Origin of the sequence: Campylobacter concisus (assembly GCF_002913045.1) — a bacterium.
GTDB lineage: Bacteria > Campylobacterota > Campylobacteria > Campylobacterales > Campylobacteraceae > Campylobacter_A > Campylobacter_A concisus_AP.
Genome location: NZ_PPAF01000026.1, coordinates 126,726 through 144,204, shown reverse-complemented (window position 1 = coordinate 144,204; position 17,479 = coordinate 126,726). Strand labels below are relative to the sequence as shown.

Here is a 17,479-nt window from a genome sequence, read left to right as displayed (position 1 = left end):
GTGAGATTAATTCTAATAAATACTCAAACCGATACAGAAGAGAAAAATATTAAGCTTTGTCGGTTCTCAAGACGGAATTCTTACGGATACGATAGTTGGGATTTGGAAAAATAAGGCTCTTATAGCATGGACATATTTAAAACATAACCAAATCGAAGGTTTTAATACGACTGCAAAAACGAATACGGCTGTATTATAGCGATGCTTGTTTTGTCAAATAATCTTAACCCCGCACAAAATACTCTTCTTTTTGATTCTTATTTCTTGCTAAAAAACAATCTATACTTTAATCTTTATTTATGTTATAAGGAAACTAGCAACATCTTAATTTTGAAAATTTGTGCTAAAATACCAAATAAAAAAATAAAAGTAAATTTCCATATAAACCAAAATTTACTTTAACTTAATAAAAAACAATAGCTTCTAATTCCATCATACAGTCTTAGAACTTGATATCATTTATCAAAATATTAAGAACAAACAACCCCTACATATGATAATATGTTAATACTTACTTAGCAAACTCAAATGAGTTTGCTGTAAGGTCTTGGCAGACGGCCGATATTTTTCTTTGACCGAGCAAAAGAAAAATATAAAAACTTAGACGAAACTTTATCGCTCGAAAATGATTTTTCATCGGCAAAATGTCTAAGTTTTCATATAAAAAGCCCTTAATGAATATAATTAAGGGCTTTTTATATACGGTCGGCGTGTTTGAGTCATGCACGGGCCATATAACAGTAAAATACGGCTTGATAAAATTAGTTTTTTGACTCGACTCTATAATATAAATTTCCTTCTCGGTCTTACGTCAGGCCGCAAATTATATTTATAATTTTTCAAAATTTAATCTACATATGCAGCAAGTTATGTGCGATCTCGTTCTAGCCTTATGCTATTTTTTATTATTCCTTCATTTCTTATGCAAATAATAGATAATGATAAAATCGTGGTCAAAAATATCTTAAGATATATGCTAAATTCGCATATACAAATCATCATCAGATACCGATAAAAACGCGCTAAAATACGTTTAAGTTTTTGCTTGATTTAAGCAATAATTCACTACAATCAAATCTTAAATTTAGATTTTCAAGCTATCATTTCGCAAAAATTAAGGAAAATAATGCAACCTATTTTTACGACCCAAATCACCAAATTTAAAGGCGCGCAAAAAAGCGCCGTTGATGATATTTTGGTGCGCGAGATCAAGCTTGAGATCTACATAAACGGCAAGCGTTTCGGCGCGCTCATGGCGACTCCGACCGATCAGGAGGCTCTGGCTGCGGGCTATCTCATCAGCGAAAATTTGATCGCAAGCCCTGAGGATATCGAGAGTATAGAGCTCTCAAGCGACGCTTTAAGCGTGCGGATAAAGGCTAAAATAAACGAAAAACGCCTCGAGCAGTTTGACGAGGAAAAGGTGATAATCAGCGGCTGCGGGCGTAGCTCAACGGCAAACATCGACCCTGAGGCTATGGCGGCGCGTTCCATAAAGGCCGACGTCAAATTTAACAAAGACGAAATTTTGCGCCAGATGGGGCAGTTTTACACGCAGTGCGAGCTTTACGAGATGACTGGCTGTGTGCATACGGCTAAGCTTTTTGTTAGCGGCGAGCAGTTTTACATCGGCGAGGATATCGCTCAGCACAACACCATAGATAAGGCCGTCGGCAAAGCTATACTAGCAGGCTCGCAGCTACAAAATTCGTTTTTGATGGTGAGCGGCAGGCTCAGCTCCGAAATGGTCGCAAAGGCCGTCATGCACGGCATCCCTGTGCTCGTCTCGCGCACGGCTCCGACTAGCCTTGGCGTCGTGATAGCGCGTAAATTTAACCTCACGCTATGCGGCTTTGCTCGCGGCGAAAACATAAACGTATATAGCGGCGCGGAGAGAATCTATGAGTGAGCAAATCCGCGAACTGATCGCAAAACTGCTAAATCCAAAAGGCAGGCTAGACTGCGGCGCGGCGTTTAAGATCGCCTCAAAACTAGGCGTAGAGGTCGGGCTGGTTAGCGACGAGGCCGAAAAAATGGGCGTAAAGATCGACAACTGCGAGCTAGGGCAGTTTGGCGGGCTGGAAAACGGACGCGGTAAATACACCGTTATGACGCAGCTAAAACAGATGACCGACGAAAAGGGCAGAATACTGTGCAAAGACGCTAGAGACACGGCTGCGGGCATGGGGCTAAAGACGATCCGCTCGACGCTAAAAGACTATAAAATCGACGTAAAATACTGCCAGCTGGGGTGTTTTAAGGAGAAGAAAGGAAAAAAGATGAGAGTAAAAACCAAAACTTGGATAGAAAACGACGAGGGCGAGCTGATATTCGGTAAGGGCAAAACCGAAGTCCTGGACGTCATCGCCGAGGTCGGCTCGATCTCAAAGGCCGCCGAAATCCTAGGCATGAACTATAAAAAATGCTGGACTCATCTGCAAATTTTGCAAAAAAATCTAAAAGAGGAGCTTTTTACGACTAGGCAAGGCGGCGGAGAAAACGCAGGCACGACGCTAAACGAGCGCGCGCATGAGCTCATAAACGCCTATAGGCAGCTACAAAACGATATCGAGGACTTTGCGGATAAGCGCTTTAAGGAGCTATTTTTGAAAAAAGACGGTGAGAAAAAGGACTCGACCAAAGACGACGCAAAAGATAAAAAGAAATAAAACCACATCAAATTTAAGGGAGAAAAAATGTACGTAAAACTAAACGATAGGGTCTATCTAAACAAAGACAAGATCACTAGAGTAAAGGTAGATAGCGTCCAAGACGGTATCAGGATTCGCTTCTACGAGGGGCAAAATCAGGTCGCTAAAAGCGGACGCTTCGAAACCGAGGCAAAAGCTATCGAGTGGCTAGAGAAAAATTTTATAAATAAATAATAAAATGGTCGTGAGCCTCTGTGGCTCGCGATTCTCTGCTTTATTAGGCTAAATTTGCCGCTTTGCGGTTAAATTTAGCTTGCTCAAATTTAATCTCCAAATTTACTAAATCATTTCCACCGCAAAAGCCCTAAATTTGCGAAAATTTACTATAATTACCGCATCAAATTTAAAGAGTAAAAAATGCTAAATTTAGACGAAATTCGAAAAAATATCATCCTAAAACCGGGCGTGCATTATTTTGATTATACCGCTTCGGGGCTTGCTTACGAGCCCATAGAGCGCGAGATGGCAGACGCCCTCAAAACCTACGCCAACACCCACTCCGACAGCAGCTCCAGCGCCATCATCACGCAGCGACGCTACGAGGGCGCGAGAGAGAGCTTAAAAAAGCTACTGGGGCTTGACGAGCGGTTTTATCTCATCGCTTGCGGGCAGGGTGCGACGGCAGCGATCAAGAAATTTCAGGAGCTGCTAGGCATCTACCTGCCGCCTGCGACCAGAAGCGCGATCGGCGAGGCGAATTTACGCGCCGCGCAGCTTCCGCTCGTGCTCGTTTCGCCATACGAACACCACTCAAACGAGCTTAGCTTTCGCGAGGGTCTTTGCGACTACCTGCGCGTGCCTCTTAGCGAGGGCGGCGAGATCGATCTGCTGGCACTCGAGCGCATCTTGAAGATTAACGCTGGACGCCGCATCATCGGCTCGTTTAGCGCCGCCTCAAACGTCACGGGCATCGTTAGCGAATACAAAAAAATCAGCGAGCTAATCAGAGCTGCGGGCGGTATCGTCGCCTTTGACTGCGCGGCGCTGAGCTCGCACGCAAATTTAGACTGCGATTACTTAGACGCGATTTTCCTCTCGCCGCATAAGTTGCTAGGAGGACCTGCTAGCTGCGGGCTTTTGGCGATCAAAAAAGAGCTGCTTAACAGCGATGTGCCGACCTTTGCCGCAGGCGGGACGGTCGCCTACGCTAGCCGCGAAGGGCACGTGTTTTTGAAAAATCCAGAGCAGCTAGAGGAAGGCGGTACGCCGCCTATTATCGGGCTTATGCGGGCAAATTTGGCATACGCACTGCGAAACGAGGTGGGCTTCGAGCAAATAAAAAACGACGAGGACGAGCTAGCGCGGCTTTTTGAGAGCGAGCTAGCAGGCATTGACGAGGTCATAAACTACGCTCCAAAGGGCGCGCCGCGGCTGCCGATAATTTCCTTTAACGTGCGCGGCGTTTCGGCGTATGATTTCGCCGCGAGCCTTAGTAATGACTTCGGTATCCAGACGCGCGCGGGCGTGATGTGCGCGGGGCCGTACGCTCACGATCTGCTGGGTATCAAGGAGGGGCGCATGCCAGAAAGCAAGCCCGGCTTCGTGCGCGTGAGCCTGCACTACACGCACACCAAGCAAGACGTGCTATATCTCGCAAGTGCGATAAAATCCTGCATCAAAAAACACCGCGAGCTTTGGGGCGAGGAAAAGGCGATGTATGAGATGTTCGGCGGGAAAATTTTCTAAGCAAAAAAATAAAATTTAATATATAAAAATTGGAATTTATACAAATTATATAAACTATTTGGAGTATAAAATGAAGATTCAAATACTAACTAAACGCACTTGCTTTTTGAGAGATGAAAGTTTTTGTATAAGCAAAATAAGCGAGCCGAGAAGTTTTGATGAATTTGACTTTAATATAATAGATTTTAATGATGGTAAGCTCTGGAAATCTGATAAAAGGAAAAGTATATGTTTGGACATTAAAGGATTTGCTAGCTTATTATCAGAAATACTTAAGGAAACTAAAAAAAGTAATACTTTGATAATAATGCCACAAAATATAACAACAGAAGAAATTGGTGACGATGGCTGGACAATAAGTATTTCCAATATAAAAATATCTAGTATAATCCAATATTTTCCGGATTCTTTATCGCCAATGATACGTAATTTTCCAACTATCAGATATGAAAGAAGTGTAACTAAAATAGATGATTACACATTCTTATCTGATTTTGTTTTTGATGAGTCTATACACAGATCGTTAAAAAAATCAAACGGCGGAAAAAATGTTATATTGGAGATTAATGGCGTATATATAACAACACTAGACATAAAAGACAATAATGCGGCTCGCGCGGTTCTCTATTTTATATTGTCTAAATATCAGAAGTCTGTAGCTCCGGAATGGATAAACAATATAGAGCATTTTAGTAATATAAGTTATTTGAGTGAAAAAGATGAAATATTAAAACAACTTGATGTATTAGAAAAAGAAATATCTAAAAATAATAGATTTAAATCAATCCTATATTCAACAGGAGATGAGCTAGTTGGTGTAGTGAAGGAAATTTTAGTAGATATTTTCAAGCTAAAAGACAGTCATTTTACAGATGTGAAAAAAGAAGATTTTAGATTCGAATTTGAAGATGTTAACTTTATGGTAGAGATAAAGGGAATAAATACAAACGTCAAAAATAGCAATATAGCACAGTGCAAGAAACATGTAACTGATTTAATAGCCGAAGACGATACCAAGTCTCCTGGCAATGTAAAAGGCCTGCTAATAGTTAACCCTCAACGCGACATAGAGCCTGGCAAAAGGGAGCCGATACATGCCAATCAAATAAGCTATGCAAAAAGTGAAGGTATATTAATAATAACGACTTTAGAATTACTAAAATTATATCAAGCATACACTAAAGACGAAGTTGTTAGTAATAAATGTTTTGAGACGTTTAAAAATAACGTCGGAGAGTTTAAATTTGAAGAAGAGGCAAAATAAATTTTGATTTATAAAAAGGGCGCAAAGCGCGCCCGATTCACGCAAATTTAAGCCATAAATTCGACCCAAATTTGTGCGTAAATAAAATTAGTTCTTGCGAGTATTCGCGTCAGGCGTGAAAAGCGGCTTATCTAGCAGCTTAAAGTCGCCGATAAATTTCTGACCCTCTTCGCTGGTCGCCCACTCGATAAATTTATTCGCGTTTTCGATGTCGGCCTTAGCGCAGTGCTTCGGATTTACTGCGATTAGCGAGTAGAAGTTCTTTAGGTCGTTGTCGCCCTCGTTGATGATAACCATCTCAGGCGCGCCTTTTTTGGTGTCCTCGTATTTGATGTAGGTGCCGCGGTCAGTGAACGTCACGCCCTTTTGCTCGGCTGCGGCGTTGATAGTAGCTAGCATGCCTTGGCCTGTTTGCATGTACCAGCTGTCTTTTTCAGGCACTTCGCCGATGATTTTTTTCCAGATACCTTTTTCTTTGTTGTCAGTACCTGATTTATCGCCGCGAGAGAAAAATTTGATATTCTCTTTTTTGATCAGCTCAAAGCTCTCTTTTATGTCTTTGCCTTTAAATTTATCGGCGATAGATTTATCGGCGATAACGACGAAATCATTGTACATTACGGCTTTTCTCTCGACGCCAAAGCCTTTTTCTACGAATTCTTTCTCAACTTTTGGCGAATGCACGAAAAGTATGTCCGCATCGCAGTTTTCGCCAAGTTTTAAAGCAGCGCCCGTGCCTACGGCGGTCCATTTGATATCGACGCCGGTTTTTGCCTTATACGCAGGGTAGATCGCGTCTAGTAGCCCCGTGTTATCGGTGCTGGTGGTGGTAGCCATGATGAGTTCGCTATCGCCCGCAAACGCCAAAACGCTCGCGATTAGCGAGCCTAATATTACTTTTTTCATTTTTCTCCTTTTTTAAAAGTATGCTATTATAGCATATTAAATTAACCATATAAACATACGGAGAAATAATATTTGGACTTTCTACTAAACGGATTCTTAGAGGCCTTTAGGCTGCTTTTTAGCGGCGATGAGGAAACGTATTCGGCGATCAGGGCGACGCTTTACACTTCGAGCGTTTCGATATTTTTTACGATTTTAGTCGGTTTTCCGCTAGGCTTTACGCTGGGATTTTACGATTTTAAAGGGCGCAGGATTTTGAGACTGCTCAGCGATACGGCGCTTGCGATGCCCACCGTTGCGATCGGACTTATTTTGTATGCATTTATCACGCGAAACGGCCCGTTTGGCGAGTTTGGGCTGCTTTTTACGCTAAAGGCCGTGATGCTGGGGCAGTTTGTGCTAGCACTACCTATCATCATCTCGCTAAGCGCTAGCGTCGTGGAAAATATGGACAAAAAACACTATCTAACCATCCTAAATTTACGCCTGAGCGCGCCGCGGCTAGTGGGCTGCGTGCTTTACGAGCTAAGGTATGCTCTGATGGTGGTCGTAGCGACGGCGTACGGGCGTATCGTGGCCGAGGTCGGCGTGGCGATGATGATCGGCGGAAATATCAAATATTTTACCCGCACGATCACGACTGCAGTGTCGCTGGAGACGAACAAAGGCGAGTTTGCCATGGGTATCGCGCTGGCTTTGGTGCTCATCTTTATCGCGTTTGCCGTAAATTTGGCGATACACGCGCTAAAAAGGCTTGACCGATGAAATTTGACAAATTTGAAAAATTTACGCTCGCAAAAAGCGCGCTAGGCGCGTCAAACTTGAGTCTTTTCGTAAATTTAACGAGAAAGGCGCAAAGTGATAAACGTTAGAAATTTACGCCTAAACTACGGCGCGAGCGAGATTTTAAACATCCCGCGCCTTGATATCGACGTCACCAAAATCACCGCGCTAACTGGTAGCAACGGTAGCGGCAAAAGCACGCTAATGCGAGTAATGTCGTTTTTACAAAAGCCCACTAGCGGCGAGGTGCGGCTGTGGGGAAGCAGCGCGCCGAGTCTAAATTTACTGCGCGACGTTAGCGTTTTGTTGCCAGAGCCCGCGCTTTTAAAACGCTCCGTGAGGGAAAATTTTAGAGCCGTTTTAAAAAGCCGCGGAGTACTGGGAGAATTTGACGAGCGAGCGAGCGAGGCGTTAAATTTGGTCGGTCTTGACGAGAGCTTTTTAAACAAGCGCCACTTTGAGCTTAGCTCGGGACAGACGCAGCGCGTTAGCTTTGCGTTAAATTTAGCGCTTAGATCGCGGCTTTATCTACTCGACGAGCCGACAAATAGCGTGGACGTGGGCACCTCAAAGCTGTTTGGCAAGGCGGTGCTTTATATGCGGCAAAGATACGGCTGCGGCTTTGTGATCGCTAGCCACGACGACAAATGGCTAAGCGCGGTCGCCGAAGAAAACGTCTTTTTGCACAAAGGTCGCGTGTGCGAATTCGAGTACAAAAATATATTTGACGCGCGGGACGGAGTTTTAAAATTTGACGAAAATGCGAGCGTAAATTTGCCGCAAAATTTACGTAACGCCGTAAAGATCGCCGTAAATCCAAGCAAAATAATGCTAAGCAAAACGCCGATAGAAGGCTACTTAGACGGTATCTTGCACTCGGTTTCGCTCTATCTTGGCAAAGATCTTTTGGTAAAAATCAAAATCGGCGACTTTTTGATAAAAACTCTGGCGCCAAATTCGCAAAATTTTAACGTCGGCGAAAATATTTATTTTAAATTTGACGAAGGAGCGTTTTTGGGGCTTGAATGAGCTTCAAATTTTGCAAATTTCGCTCCAAGTTTTAAATTTAGACTCGTTTAACGCCCGTTAAAAGAGCCTAGTTAAAAGTAAATATCAAAATGAAGCGTAAATGCAATATATATGCTGAAATTTCATATTTATTTTACCTCCTAAAATTCGCCGTAAGCAATATGCAACTAAGGCATATTTAAGCATATATTAATTTTTTTGATTTATTTTTTTTTAAGTATAAGAAATAAGCCAAAAAGTAGTATAGTTTCACAATCGAGAAAAATCTCAAAAAATAGACAAAAATGATAAAGGAAGGCGATGACTAGCAAGGGCGAATTTGCGGCGGGACGTGGGCTTTACTACTCGCTATTTTCGCGTTTTTTCGTTTTTAGCCAAGAAGCCGATAGATTTAGCGGCGTAAACGCGATGCTAGGCCTTGCCTCCGCGCACGCTCTAAACGAGGAATCGGCCGCTGCGATAATGCGCATACAGGCAAAATTCGACGAAAAAAATTCGCAAAATTTAGCGGATGAATTCGATGAAATTTTCCACGCTCTGCCAAGTCCGCTTAGAAACTCGCTGTCCTACTACGACGAGGGCTATGAGGTCGGACACGCCTGCGCAAAAGTGCGTAAAATTTTAGCCCGCACAGACATTAGGCGCGACGAGGCTAAATTTAAAGAAAACGAAGACAACGTGGGTTTCGTGTTTGCGCTAATGAGCGAATTTATCGCGCAAGAGAGCGAGCTGGAGCTATACGGCGAGCTTGAGGAGCAGCTTTTTAAAGAGATCATAAACCCAAACATCGACGAGTTTATAAATGATCTTTTTAACCACGAAAGCAGCGAAATTTATAAAGACGTCGCAGTGCTTTTGCAAGGATTTATAGAGTTTGAGCGCGTAGTTTTAAGCGCGCCGCGTCCTATAAATCAAGGCAAAAACAAAAAGACTTTGGACGGAGTTTCAAGATCTGAGGCCATAAGAAGACAAAAAAACCGAGTGAGAAAGATAAAAGCTATGGAGGAAGAAAATGCAAAAAAATAGGCGAGAATTTTTAAAAAAGGCGGGGCTAGTCGGCGCGGCAGCGGCTACGGCCGGAGTAGCGACGGCAGCGGCGTCAAACCTAAAATACGGTAAAAGCAAAAAGACCGAAGTGCTTTATAAAAGAAGCAAAAACTGGGATCTATACTACGAACAAGCGAAATAATAAAATTTAAGAAAGGATAAATATGTCTGAGGCAAATTTACGTCTTATGCCCCACTCAAACGCAGTCGGGCGAAGATCGTTTTTAAAAATGGCCGCGCTAGCAGGCGTAGCAGGCGGCATGAGCGGGCTGGCTGCTAGCGGCGTAACTAGAAGCGCCACAAAAGAAGAAATGGCAAATCCGTTTCCAAACTCTAAAATCGTAAAAACCGTTTGTACGGTTTGCTCCGTTGGATGTGGAGTGCGCGCCGAGGTAGAAAACGGCGTTTGGGTACGCCAAGAAGTAGCCCAAGATCACCCGGTAAGCGCTGGCGGCCACTGCTGTAAGGGTAGCGACGTCATCGATATGGTGCGCTCTCACTGCCGCGTAAAATACCCGATGAAAAAAGTAGGCGGCAAATGGAAACGCATCAGCTACAAAGAGGCTCTTGATGAAATCGGCGCCAAACTAAAAGCGTATCGCGAAAAAAATCCTGAACAAGTGATGTTTCTAGGCTCTGCAAAAGATTGCAACGAACAAAGCTATTATATAAGCAAATTCGTAGCGATGTTCGGGACTAATAACCTAGATCACCAAGCACGTCTTTGACACAGCTCTACAGTCGCCGGTGTGGCGAATACTTGGGGTTACGGAGCTATGACCAATCATCTTGGAGATATCCAAAACGCGAAGTCTATCTTTATAGTAGGCGCAAATCCGGCGGTAAATCACCCGGTCGGCTTTAGACATTTTCTAAAAGCGAAGGAAAATAACGGCGCAAAGCTAATCGTGGTCGATCCAAGATACACGAGAACTGCGGCTAAAGCTGATTATTTTGCTCAAATTCGCACCGGCACGGATATACCTTTTATGTACGGCATGATGAATATCATCTTTGAAAACGGCTGGGAAGATAAGGAATTTATAAACGACCGCGTCTACGGTATGGATCTGATCCGCGAAGAGGCTGCCAAATGGACGCCCGAAGTCGTGGCCGATGTTTGCGGGATCAAAAAAGAGACGCTTCTTGAGATAACCGAAGTTTACGCCAAAAATCGCCCGGGATCGGTCGTTTGGGCGATGGGTCTAACTCAGCACACCATAGGCAGCTCAAACACTCGTATCGCTCCGATCCTGCAACTAGTGCTAGGAAATATGGGCGTATCGGGCGGCGGCTGTAATATTCTGCGCGGTCACGACAACGTTCAAGGCGCGACGGATATGGCGAATTTGCCGACCGAGCTACCCGGGTACTATCCAAAAAACGAAGCCAACTGGAAATACTTCGCTAAGATGTGGAAGGTCGATTTTGAATGGCTCCAAAAGAATTTCGTTAAGCCTGAAATGATGTTTAAACCCGGATTTACGCTATCAAAATGGTGGGCGGGCGTGCTTGATGGTAAAAACGGCAACGAAGCCGTAGATAATGCCGGCGACAGTATAAAAGCCTTAGTAGTAATCGGCAACGGTATCACCTCTACCGCGCAACAAGTAAAAGTAAAAGAGGGGCTAGACGCGCTTGAGCTTTTGGTTCTAGTAGATCCTTTCGTAAACGATGCCGGCGTGATAACGGACAAAAAAGACGACGTCTATATACTGCCTGCGGCGACGCAGTTTGAAACTAGCGGTACGGTCGTGGCCACAAACCGCAGCGGCCAGTGGAGAAGCCAGGTCGTAGAGCCGCTTTTTGAGAGTATGCCGGATCACGAAATTTTGTTTGAGCTTGCCAAAAGGCTAGGCTACTATGACGAGCTAACGCGCACGATCAGAGACGCTGAAGGCAAGATTGAGTGGCCTGAAGTCGCTACTCGCGAGATCGCAAATATAGTTAAAACTATCGGCATGACGGGTTGGACTCCGGAAAGGCTCAAAAAGCACCAAGAAAACTGGGATAAATTTGACGAAAAAACAAGCCTAGGAAAACCGGGCACCGTAGTTGAAGGCGAGTACTACGGTCTGCCGTGGCCTTGCTGGACGGAGGATCATCCGGGCAGCCCGATACTTTACGATATAAACAAATCCGTTAGGCAAGGCGGTATGGGTTTTAGAAACCGCTTCGGCTTAGAGCATAACGGAGTTAGCCAATTAGCCGCAGACGGTAGCGCGCCCGTAGATTCGTTTGTCAAGGGCGGATATCCGGAGATCAAAAAAGATAATATCGAAAAGGTGCTAGGCATCACGCTAACCGAGGATGAAAAAGCCAAAATAGGCGGCAGTTGGATACATGACGATAGTAATATCATCGCTAAAAAATGCATGGAGAAAAATATCGCTCCGTACGGCAACGCGCGAGCTAGGACGATCGTTTGGACTTTTGCGGATCAAATTCCTCTTCACAGAGAGCCGTTGCATACGCCTAGATTCGATCTGGCGCAAAAGTATCCGAGCTTTGAGGATAAGAAACTTCAAAACCGCGTCGATACGAAATTTAAATCCGTCCAGCTAGCAAAGGACTACTCAAAAGAGTTTCCTATCATCCTCACGACGGCTCGCCTCGTAAATTTTAGCGGCGCGGGCATGGAGACGAGAGCTAGTATGTATCTAAGCCGTCTAACGCCTGAGATGTTTGCCGATATCCACCCTGAGCTTGCGGCTAAACACGGCATTAAAAACTGGGATTTCATCTGGGTTCATTCGCCTGAGGGCACTAAGGTTAAGGTGCGCGCTAGAGTAGTACCGTCCGTTAAACCCGACACCATCTTTATGCCGTTTCATTATGCGGGCTATATGCAAGGCGCCGATATGACTGGTAATTTCCCGGAAGGCACAAAGCCTTATGCGGTAGGCGAGAGCGCAAATACCGTCACTAACTACGGATATGATATAAACACTCAGATTCCTGAAACCAAAAGCGGTCTATGCCGCATAGAAAAGGCGTAAAATGAGCGAATTTAACGATAACAATAGACTTAAATTTTACTGCGACGACGATAGATGCATCGACTGTAACGGCTGTGCGGTAGCTTGCGACGAGGCTCACGAGCTGCCTCTTGGCATCCGCCGCCGCCGCGTCATCACGCTAAACGAAGGCGTACCCGGCAAGGAAATATCGACCTCGATAGCTTGCATGCACTGCGAGGATGCGCCGTGCTCGCTGGTTTGCCCGGTCGATTGTTTTTATATCAGAGCCGACGGCGTAGTACTACACGACAAAGATATCTGCATCGGCTGCGGATACTGCCTATACGCGTGTCCGTTCGGCGCACCTCAGTTCCCGCGCGAGGGAGTGTTTGGCGCCAAAGGTTCGATGGATAAGTGCACGATGTGCGCAGGCGGTCCGCTACCGACGAATAGCGAAGCCGAGCGGGAAGAGTACGGCCAGGATAGAATTTCCGAAGGCAAAGTGCCGGTTTGTGCGGCGATGTGCTCGACAAAGGCGCTGCTAGTAGGAGAATCGGCAATGATAGAAAAAATCTACGGCGATAGAGTCAAGGCTCGCGGCTACGGCTTTAAAGACCTAAAACAAACTCTGACCTGGAAGCTCGCCTACTATGCTGGCGATAGGCTTAAAATAAAATCTTAAAATTTAGCTCGCTCTTGCCGAGATTGCGGGAGCGAGTAATCTCATCAAATTTGACGCGGTTTGTCTGCGTCAAATTTGACTCATGCTTCTTTGATTTCATTAAATTTTACATGGGTAGTTCGTCAAATTTGAATGCGGGTAAATTTAAAATAAAATGGATAAATTTAAGTATAAAAGGGCAGTCTCCCGCCCTAAATTTACGCTCTAACAGGCGATAAATACGGATTTGCCGAGTGCATCGACATCTCGTTTTGCTCTCTAAATTTGATAAATTCCTCTTCGCTTAGACGCCTGATGTTTGCTATCGTCATCTTTAGCGGCGTGATGCCTGAGAGCGGATCGGGATCGCCGGCGTTTGCTAGCTCGTTACCGTCGGCCTCGCTATAGTGGAAGGTCGTAAATATCGTGCCTTCTTTTAGATCCGGATTTACTCGCAGTTTGGCGGCGATCTGACCGCGTTTGTTTTGTACGAGCGCGTAGCAGCCCTCCTCTAGCTCCCTCTCGCGAGCGATATCGGGACTCACCTCTATGAGCGCGCCCTCGATGCCAGCACCGTATTCAAGAGCCGGACACTCTCTAGTCATCGTGCCGGTGTGGTAGTGATAGACCTTGCGTCCGGTCGTAAATAGGCACGGATATACCTCATCAGGCACTTCGCTAAGCGCGCCGCTACCGACCGGGTAGCCATCCGGGATATTCATCTTGGCTCTAAATTCGGCCTCAGCCTTTGCGCGCCCCTCTTTATCGTCTACGTAAAGCACCGGCACGAAGCGAAATTTGCCGCCCGGCAGCATGGACTTGTGATCGGAGTAAAGTACCGGCGTGCCAGGGTGTTCCTCGTCCGGGCATGGCCAGCTGATACCGCCTAGCTTGCCTAGTCTATAGTAGCTGATACCGCCGAAAAATTTAGGCATAAGCTCTCTTAGCTCGTTCCAAATTTGCTCAGGGCTCGCAAAATCAAACCCCTCTAGCCCCATGCGGTTTGCGATGTTGCAAACGACCTTCCAATCAGGCTCCACGCCGCTAACGGGCTCGCTAGCCTTGCGAGTGCGTTGGACGCGGCGAGAGGTGTTGATAAAGGTTCCGTCCTTTTCGCCCCAGCCCGCGGCAGGTAGCACTACGTCGGCCTTGTGCGCACTCTCGGTAAAGAAAAGATCCTGCACGATAAAGCAGTCTAGATGGTGCACGGCGTGGACGAAGTGCTCGGTCCAAGGATCGCTCATTACGGGGTTTTCGCCGTAGACGTAGAGGACTTTTAGCTCGCCGCTATCCATTTTATCCGGTGCTTGCGTTAGCTTAAAGCCCGGAACCGGATTTAGCTCAAAGTGCCATACTTTGCGCGCTTGCTCCTGTGCGTAAGGACTGTTTACCGCGCCGGCCGGGATGACGTTAGGCAGCGCGCCCATGTCGCATGCGCCTTGGACGTTGTTTTGACCGCGCAGAGGATTTACGCCCGCACCCTTTTTGCCTAAATTTCCCGTTAAAACGGCTAAATTTGATAGCGAAAAGACGTTTGACGTGCCGTCGCTAAACTGCGTGATACCCATCGTGTAGCAAATCGCCGCCGCGCCTGCTTTAGCATACATTCTAGCTGCCTCTATGATGAGCTCTTTTTTTATGCCCGTTTCTCGCTCGAAACGCTCAGGCGTAAAGTCCTTAACCGCTTCTTTTAGATATTCAAATCCCTCGGAGTACTTCTCGATAAATTCGCTATCTTGCAAATTTTCGGCGATGATTACGTGCATCATCGTATTTAGCGTTTTGATATTCGCTCCGATCGGGATTTGCAAGAAAATATCGGCTTTTTTAGCCATATCGGTGCGCTTTGGATCTACGACGATCATCTTTGCGCCGCGCTGAAGGCCGCGCTGCATCTGCATAGCGATGATCGGGTGGCACTCGCTCGTGTTGGTACCGATGAGTAAAAATACGTCCGTATCGGTCGCAAATTCGACCAAATCGTTCGTCATCGTTCCGTTTCCTAGCGTGCTGGCAAGACCTGCCACTGTAGGAGCGTGTCAAAGACGTGCGCAGTGATCGACGTTGTTACTGCCCTGGGCGCGGAAAAATTTCTGGAAAACGTAGTTATCTTCGTTGTTTGAGCGCGCGGAGCTAAAGCCCATGATCGAGCTTGGGCCGTATTTTTCGACGGTGGATTTAAATTTATCCGCAAGGAAATCATAAACCTCCTCAAAACTCACTTCTTCAAGCTCGCCGTGCTTGTCGTAGACGCCGTTTAGCTTTCTCATCATCGGTCGGCTTAAGCGTTTAGGAGAGTTCACGAACTCCCATCCGAACATTCCTTTTAAGCAAAGCTCGCCGTCGTTTACGTGGTGGTCTTTGCTAGGTTTGGCATCTACGATTCTACCGTTTCGCACGATAAGATCGATGCCGCAGCCCGTACCGCAATATGGACAGGTGGTCTTTACGATCTCTTCCATTTTCGCTCCTTTCTGGTATTACTGAAAATTATGAGATTATTATACAACGGCAAATATAAATTTAGTTTTAAGATTAGTATATTTTTTTAAGGATTATTTAAGTAATATGCAAATTTAGAATATTACTTTTTTGGCTAAATTTGCCTTTAAAATCGTATTTTGAAAGCAAAATCACATATTAGTCATTTTGATAAAATTTGTCCTACCGGTACCACTCTATAACAATCTATTAAAGATTTCTTGCTGCCGATAACTTGCTTGTATCCCCATCTCACCTCTACTATACATCTTGCCTTTTATCTCATTTTTTATTTCTCTAGGCTCGTCATCTAGCAACCTACTAAAATTCGGTATTAAATTGCTTATTTTGAGATAAAATTAATAACCTTCGTTTTAAAGTTTTCTAATATAGTTAACTTATCCTGTAAATTTTCTATCCTTTCGTCTTTAACTTTTACTTCTCCTTCCAGCTCGGATATTCTTTGATCTTTTCCACTTATAGAAGTTTGTAGTTTAACGATTTGTAGTCGCTTGCTATCATTGTCTTCCTTTAAGGCATTCTCGCTACTTAGCGACGCCTCCAGCTTTTTGTTTCTTTGTTTCAAAGACTGATTTGTTTTTTCTTTGCTTTCTAGATCTGCATTAGCTTCTTCGAGCTTGATTTGTAGGACATCGCTTTGATCGGCTTTTTGTTTTAGTTTATCTATTTGCGCTATGTCAGCTTCAATATTTTCTAATCTACTTTTTAGTTTATTGTTTTCATTTTCTTTTTGGATTAGCTCGGCCGAGAGGTTGCTTATTTGCAAATTCCTATCTTTTATAATATTGTCTTGATTGTTTAGGTTCGCGTTAATCTCTTTTAGATTTTTATTTTCTTGGATTAGATTTTCATTGGATTGATCCAGCTCGTTATTTTTTGCAATTATCTCACCCTTGTTTATTAGTTGATTCGTTAGCTCGTAAACCCTTTGTTTTAGTTCTACGTCGGTAACTATACTTATATTATTTTGCATTTGATCTAATACTAAATTCGTAAGACTCGTTATAAAAGTCTTATCGTCCTCGATTTCCAATCTCAAATAGTCTTTGCCGAACATAGACTCTTTCTTTTTTATATACTTTCTTGCTTCATCGACTATGGATTGTCTAATTTTATTTTTAAACTTTTGCTCATTACTATACTCTTTTTCGGTTTTGTGCATTTGTTTTATATTTTTATGCCTCATCTTAGAGCCTAGCTCGCCGCGCAATGCTATGCCCTTAAACGCCGCCCCTCCCATTTCTTGCATACTTCTGCCGAATTTTAGCGTTTCACCCTTGCCGTTAAACCTAAGATTTTTATGGTTTTCAAATTGGTAGTTCGTAAAAATAAGCTGATAATGCTTGGTCTTTTCGTCGTTATGCTCAGTGATTAGTAGGCATTTAACGCCGTATATTGCACAGTACGATCTCGCAAATTTAAGAACTCTGTCAAGCGAAACTTGAGCATTAACAAAATTAACTTCGGTTTGATTTAGTCCTTCTTTGGGGTCTTTGGACGCTCGGTGCCGAAACTTATGATCACTTCGGAAAACCCAACCATGTTGTTTCGCCAACAATTCTTTACCGCCTTGCCGTTTTTATAGATTTTAGTTTGGGCTTCGTAGTCGGCCTTCATCTTTTCGTGATATTCCAGCAAGAGTTTTTTTATGTATTTTTTATTGTTAAATTCCTTGTCGCTACTAGGTATCTCTCGCATATTACCGTTATCATTATATTCGCTAAGCACTATGTATCTATTATTACGGCTGTTGCCTCTAATATATCCGATCTTAGAGGCGTGTTTGATCTCTCTAACATTGTGCTCATACCTTATAATAGCCTTTTTGAGCGTCAAGAATTCGCTTCTTACACAAAGAACTAGGCTGTGTCCACCTATTTGAAGGGCATTACTCATTTTTAGTCCTTTTCTTTATTATCTACTATAGAAA

The 17,479-nt window shown here is 44.3% G+C and carries 15 protein-coding genes; 11 read left to right on the top strand and 4 right to left on the bottom strand.

What is annotated here, in order from left to right; all coding sequences use genetic code 11:
• Positions 1-1,126 precede the first annotated feature (1,126 nt).
• The 5 genes from fdhD (at position 1,127) to CYP43_RS03290 (ending at position 5,661) form a co-directional block, all read left to right on the top strand.
• Positions 1,127-1,909 carry a formate dehydrogenase accessory sulfurtransferase FdhD gene (fdhD, locus tag CYP43_RS03310; protein ID WP_103582483.1) on the top strand — a complete coding sequence of 261 codons (783 nt, stop codon included), beginning with the start codon at positions 1,127-1,129 and terminating at the stop codon, positions 1,907-1,909.
• Positions 1,902-2,669: a winged helix-turn-helix domain-containing protein gene (locus CYP43_RS03305; RefSeq protein WP_103582482.1), complete on the top strand. Its 768-nt coding sequence runs from the start codon at positions 1,902-1,904 to the stop codon at positions 2,667-2,669. Before fdhD ends, CYP43_RS03305 begins: the two co-directional genes overlap by 8 nt.
• A gap of 27 nt (positions 2,670-2,696) precedes the next feature.
• The gene (locus CYP43_RS03300; RefSeq protein ID WP_004321084.1) at positions 2,697-2,885 is read left to right on the top strand and encodes a hypothetical protein; all 189 of its coding nucleotides are present in this window, start codon (positions 2,697-2,699) and stop codon (positions 2,883-2,885) included.
• A 183-nt stretch (positions 2,886-3,068) separates the two neighbouring features.
• Positions 3,069-4,397 (top strand): aminotransferase class V-fold PLP-dependent enzyme, encoded by a 1,329-nt coding sequence (locus tag CYP43_RS03295; protein WP_103582481.1) that lies wholly within the window; start codon positions 3,069-3,071, stop codon positions 4,395-4,397.
• A 70-nt stretch (positions 4,398-4,467) separates the two neighbouring features.
• Positions 4,468-5,661, top strand: a complete 1,194-nt coding sequence (locus tag CYP43_RS03290) for a hypothetical protein (RefSeq protein ID WP_103582480.1) — start codon at positions 4,468-4,470, stop codon at positions 5,659-5,661.
• A gap of 87 nt (positions 5,662-5,748) precedes the next feature.
• Here the strand turns inward: CYP43_RS03290 and tupA are convergent, their stop codons facing one another.
• On the bottom strand, positions 5,749-6,567 hold the full coding sequence (gene tupA, locus CYP43_RS03285; protein WP_103582479.1) for a tungstate ABC transporter substrate-binding protein TupA: 819 nt from the start codon (positions 6,565-6,567) through the stop codon (positions 5,749-5,751).
• 72 nt (positions 6,568-6,639) lie between these two features.
• On the opposite strand from tupA, the gene tupB reads away from it, so the two are divergent.
• The 6 genes from tupB to fdh3B all read left to right on the top strand — a co-directional run bounded on the left by tupB (position 6,640) and on the right by fdh3B (position 13,068).
• A complete protein-coding gene (tupB, locus tag CYP43_RS03280) occupies positions 6,640-7,332 on the top strand; it encodes a tungstate ABC transporter permease TupB (protein WP_103582478.1) in 693 nt (230 codons plus the stop codon).
• A gap of 93 nt (positions 7,333-7,425) precedes the next feature.
• Complete coding sequence (gene tupC, locus CYP43_RS03275; protein ID WP_103582477.1) at positions 7,426-8,379, top strand: tungstate ABC transporter ATP-binding protein TupC; 954 nt, start codon at positions 7,426-7,428, stop codon at positions 8,377-8,379.
• A 300-nt stretch (positions 8,380-8,679) separates the two neighbouring features.
• Entirely contained in the window at positions 8,680-9,405 is a 726-nt protein-coding gene (locus tag CYP43_RS03270; protein ID WP_103582476.1) for a TorD/DmsD family molecular chaperone, read from the top strand.
• Positions 9,392-9,568, top strand: a complete 177-nt coding sequence (locus CYP43_RS03265) for a twin-arginine translocation signal domain-containing protein (RefSeq protein WP_084040950.1) — start codon at positions 9,392-9,394, stop codon at positions 9,566-9,568. Before CYP43_RS03270 ends, CYP43_RS03265 begins: the two co-directional genes overlap by 14 nt.
• A gap of 46 nt (positions 9,569-9,614) precedes the next feature.
• Entirely contained in the window at positions 9,615-12,425 is a 2,811-nt protein-coding gene (locus CYP43_RS03260; protein ID WP_103582565.1) for a molybdopterin-dependent oxidoreductase, read from the top strand.
• 1 nt (position 12,426) lies between these two features.
• Complete coding sequence (gene fdh3B, locus CYP43_RS03255; protein ID WP_072594742.1) at positions 12,427-13,068, top strand: formate dehydrogenase FDH3 subunit beta; 642 nt, start codon at positions 12,427-12,429, stop codon at positions 13,066-13,068.
• Positions 13,069-13,265: 197 nt separating this feature from the next.
• On the opposite strand, the gene CYP43_RS09805 is transcribed toward fdh3B, so the two are convergent.
• From CYP43_RS09805 to CYP43_RS09645, 3 genes are all read right to left on the bottom strand, one after another.
• On the bottom strand, positions 13,266-15,509 hold the full coding sequence (locus CYP43_RS09805; RefSeq protein WP_345917494.1) for a molybdopterin oxidoreductase family protein: 2,244 nt from the start codon (positions 15,507-15,509) through the stop codon (positions 13,266-13,268).
• Positions 15,510-15,871: 362 nt separating this feature from the next.
• Positions 15,872-16,798, bottom strand: a complete 927-nt coding sequence (locus tag CYP43_RS09650; RefSeq protein WP_258032149.1) for a hypothetical protein — start codon at positions 16,796-16,798, stop codon at positions 15,872-15,874.
• A 224-nt stretch (positions 16,799-17,022) separates the two neighbouring features.
• A complete protein-coding gene (locus CYP43_RS09645; protein ID WP_258032148.1) occupies positions 17,023-17,445 on the bottom strand; it encodes a hypothetical protein in 423 nt (140 codons plus the stop codon).
• Between the last annotated feature and the right edge of the window lie 34 nt (positions 17,446-17,479).

Bases quoted from the DNA above. Each gene is read 5' to 3' on its own strand.
- fdhD (WP_103582483.1), top strand. From the start codon at position 1,127: ATGCAACCTATTTTTACGACCCAAATCACCAAATTTAAAGGCGCGCAA.
- CYP43_RS03305 (WP_103582482.1), top strand. From the start codon at position 1,902: ATGAGTGAGCAAATCCGCGAACTGATCGCAAAACTGCTAAATCCAAAA.
- CYP43_RS03300 (WP_004321084.1), top strand. From the start codon at position 2,697: ATGTACGTAAAACTAAACGATAGGGTCTATCTAAACAAAGACAAGATC.
- CYP43_RS03295 (WP_103582481.1), top strand. From the start codon at position 3,069: ATGCTAAATTTAGACGAAATTCGAAAAAATATCATCCTAAAACCGGGC.
- CYP43_RS03290 (WP_103582480.1), top strand. From the start codon at position 4,468: ATGAAGATTCAAATACTAACTAAACGCACTTGCTTTTTGAGAGATGAA.
- tupA (WP_103582479.1), bottom strand. From the start codon at position 6,567: ATGAAAAAAGTAATATTAGGCTCGCTAATCGCGAGCGTTTTGGCGTTT.
- CYP43_RS03270 (WP_103582476.1), top strand. From the start codon at position 8,680: ATGACTAGCAAGGGCGAATTTGCGGCGGGACGTGGGCTTTACTACTCG.
- CYP43_RS03265 (WP_084040950.1), top strand. From the start codon at position 9,392: ATGCAAAAAAATAGGCGAGAATTTTTAAAAAAGGCGGGGCTAGTCGGC.
- fdh3B (WP_072594742.1), top strand. From the start codon at position 12,427: ATGAGCGAATTTAACGATAACAATAGACTTAAATTTTACTGCGACGAC.
- CYP43_RS09650 (WP_258032149.1), bottom strand. From the start codon at position 16,798: ATGCAAGAAATGGGAGGGGCGGCGTTTAAGGGCATAGCATTGCGCGGC.
- CYP43_RS09645 (WP_258032148.1), bottom strand. From the start codon at position 17,445: ATGAGTAATGCCCTTCAAATAGGTGGACACAGCCTAGTTCTTTGTGTA.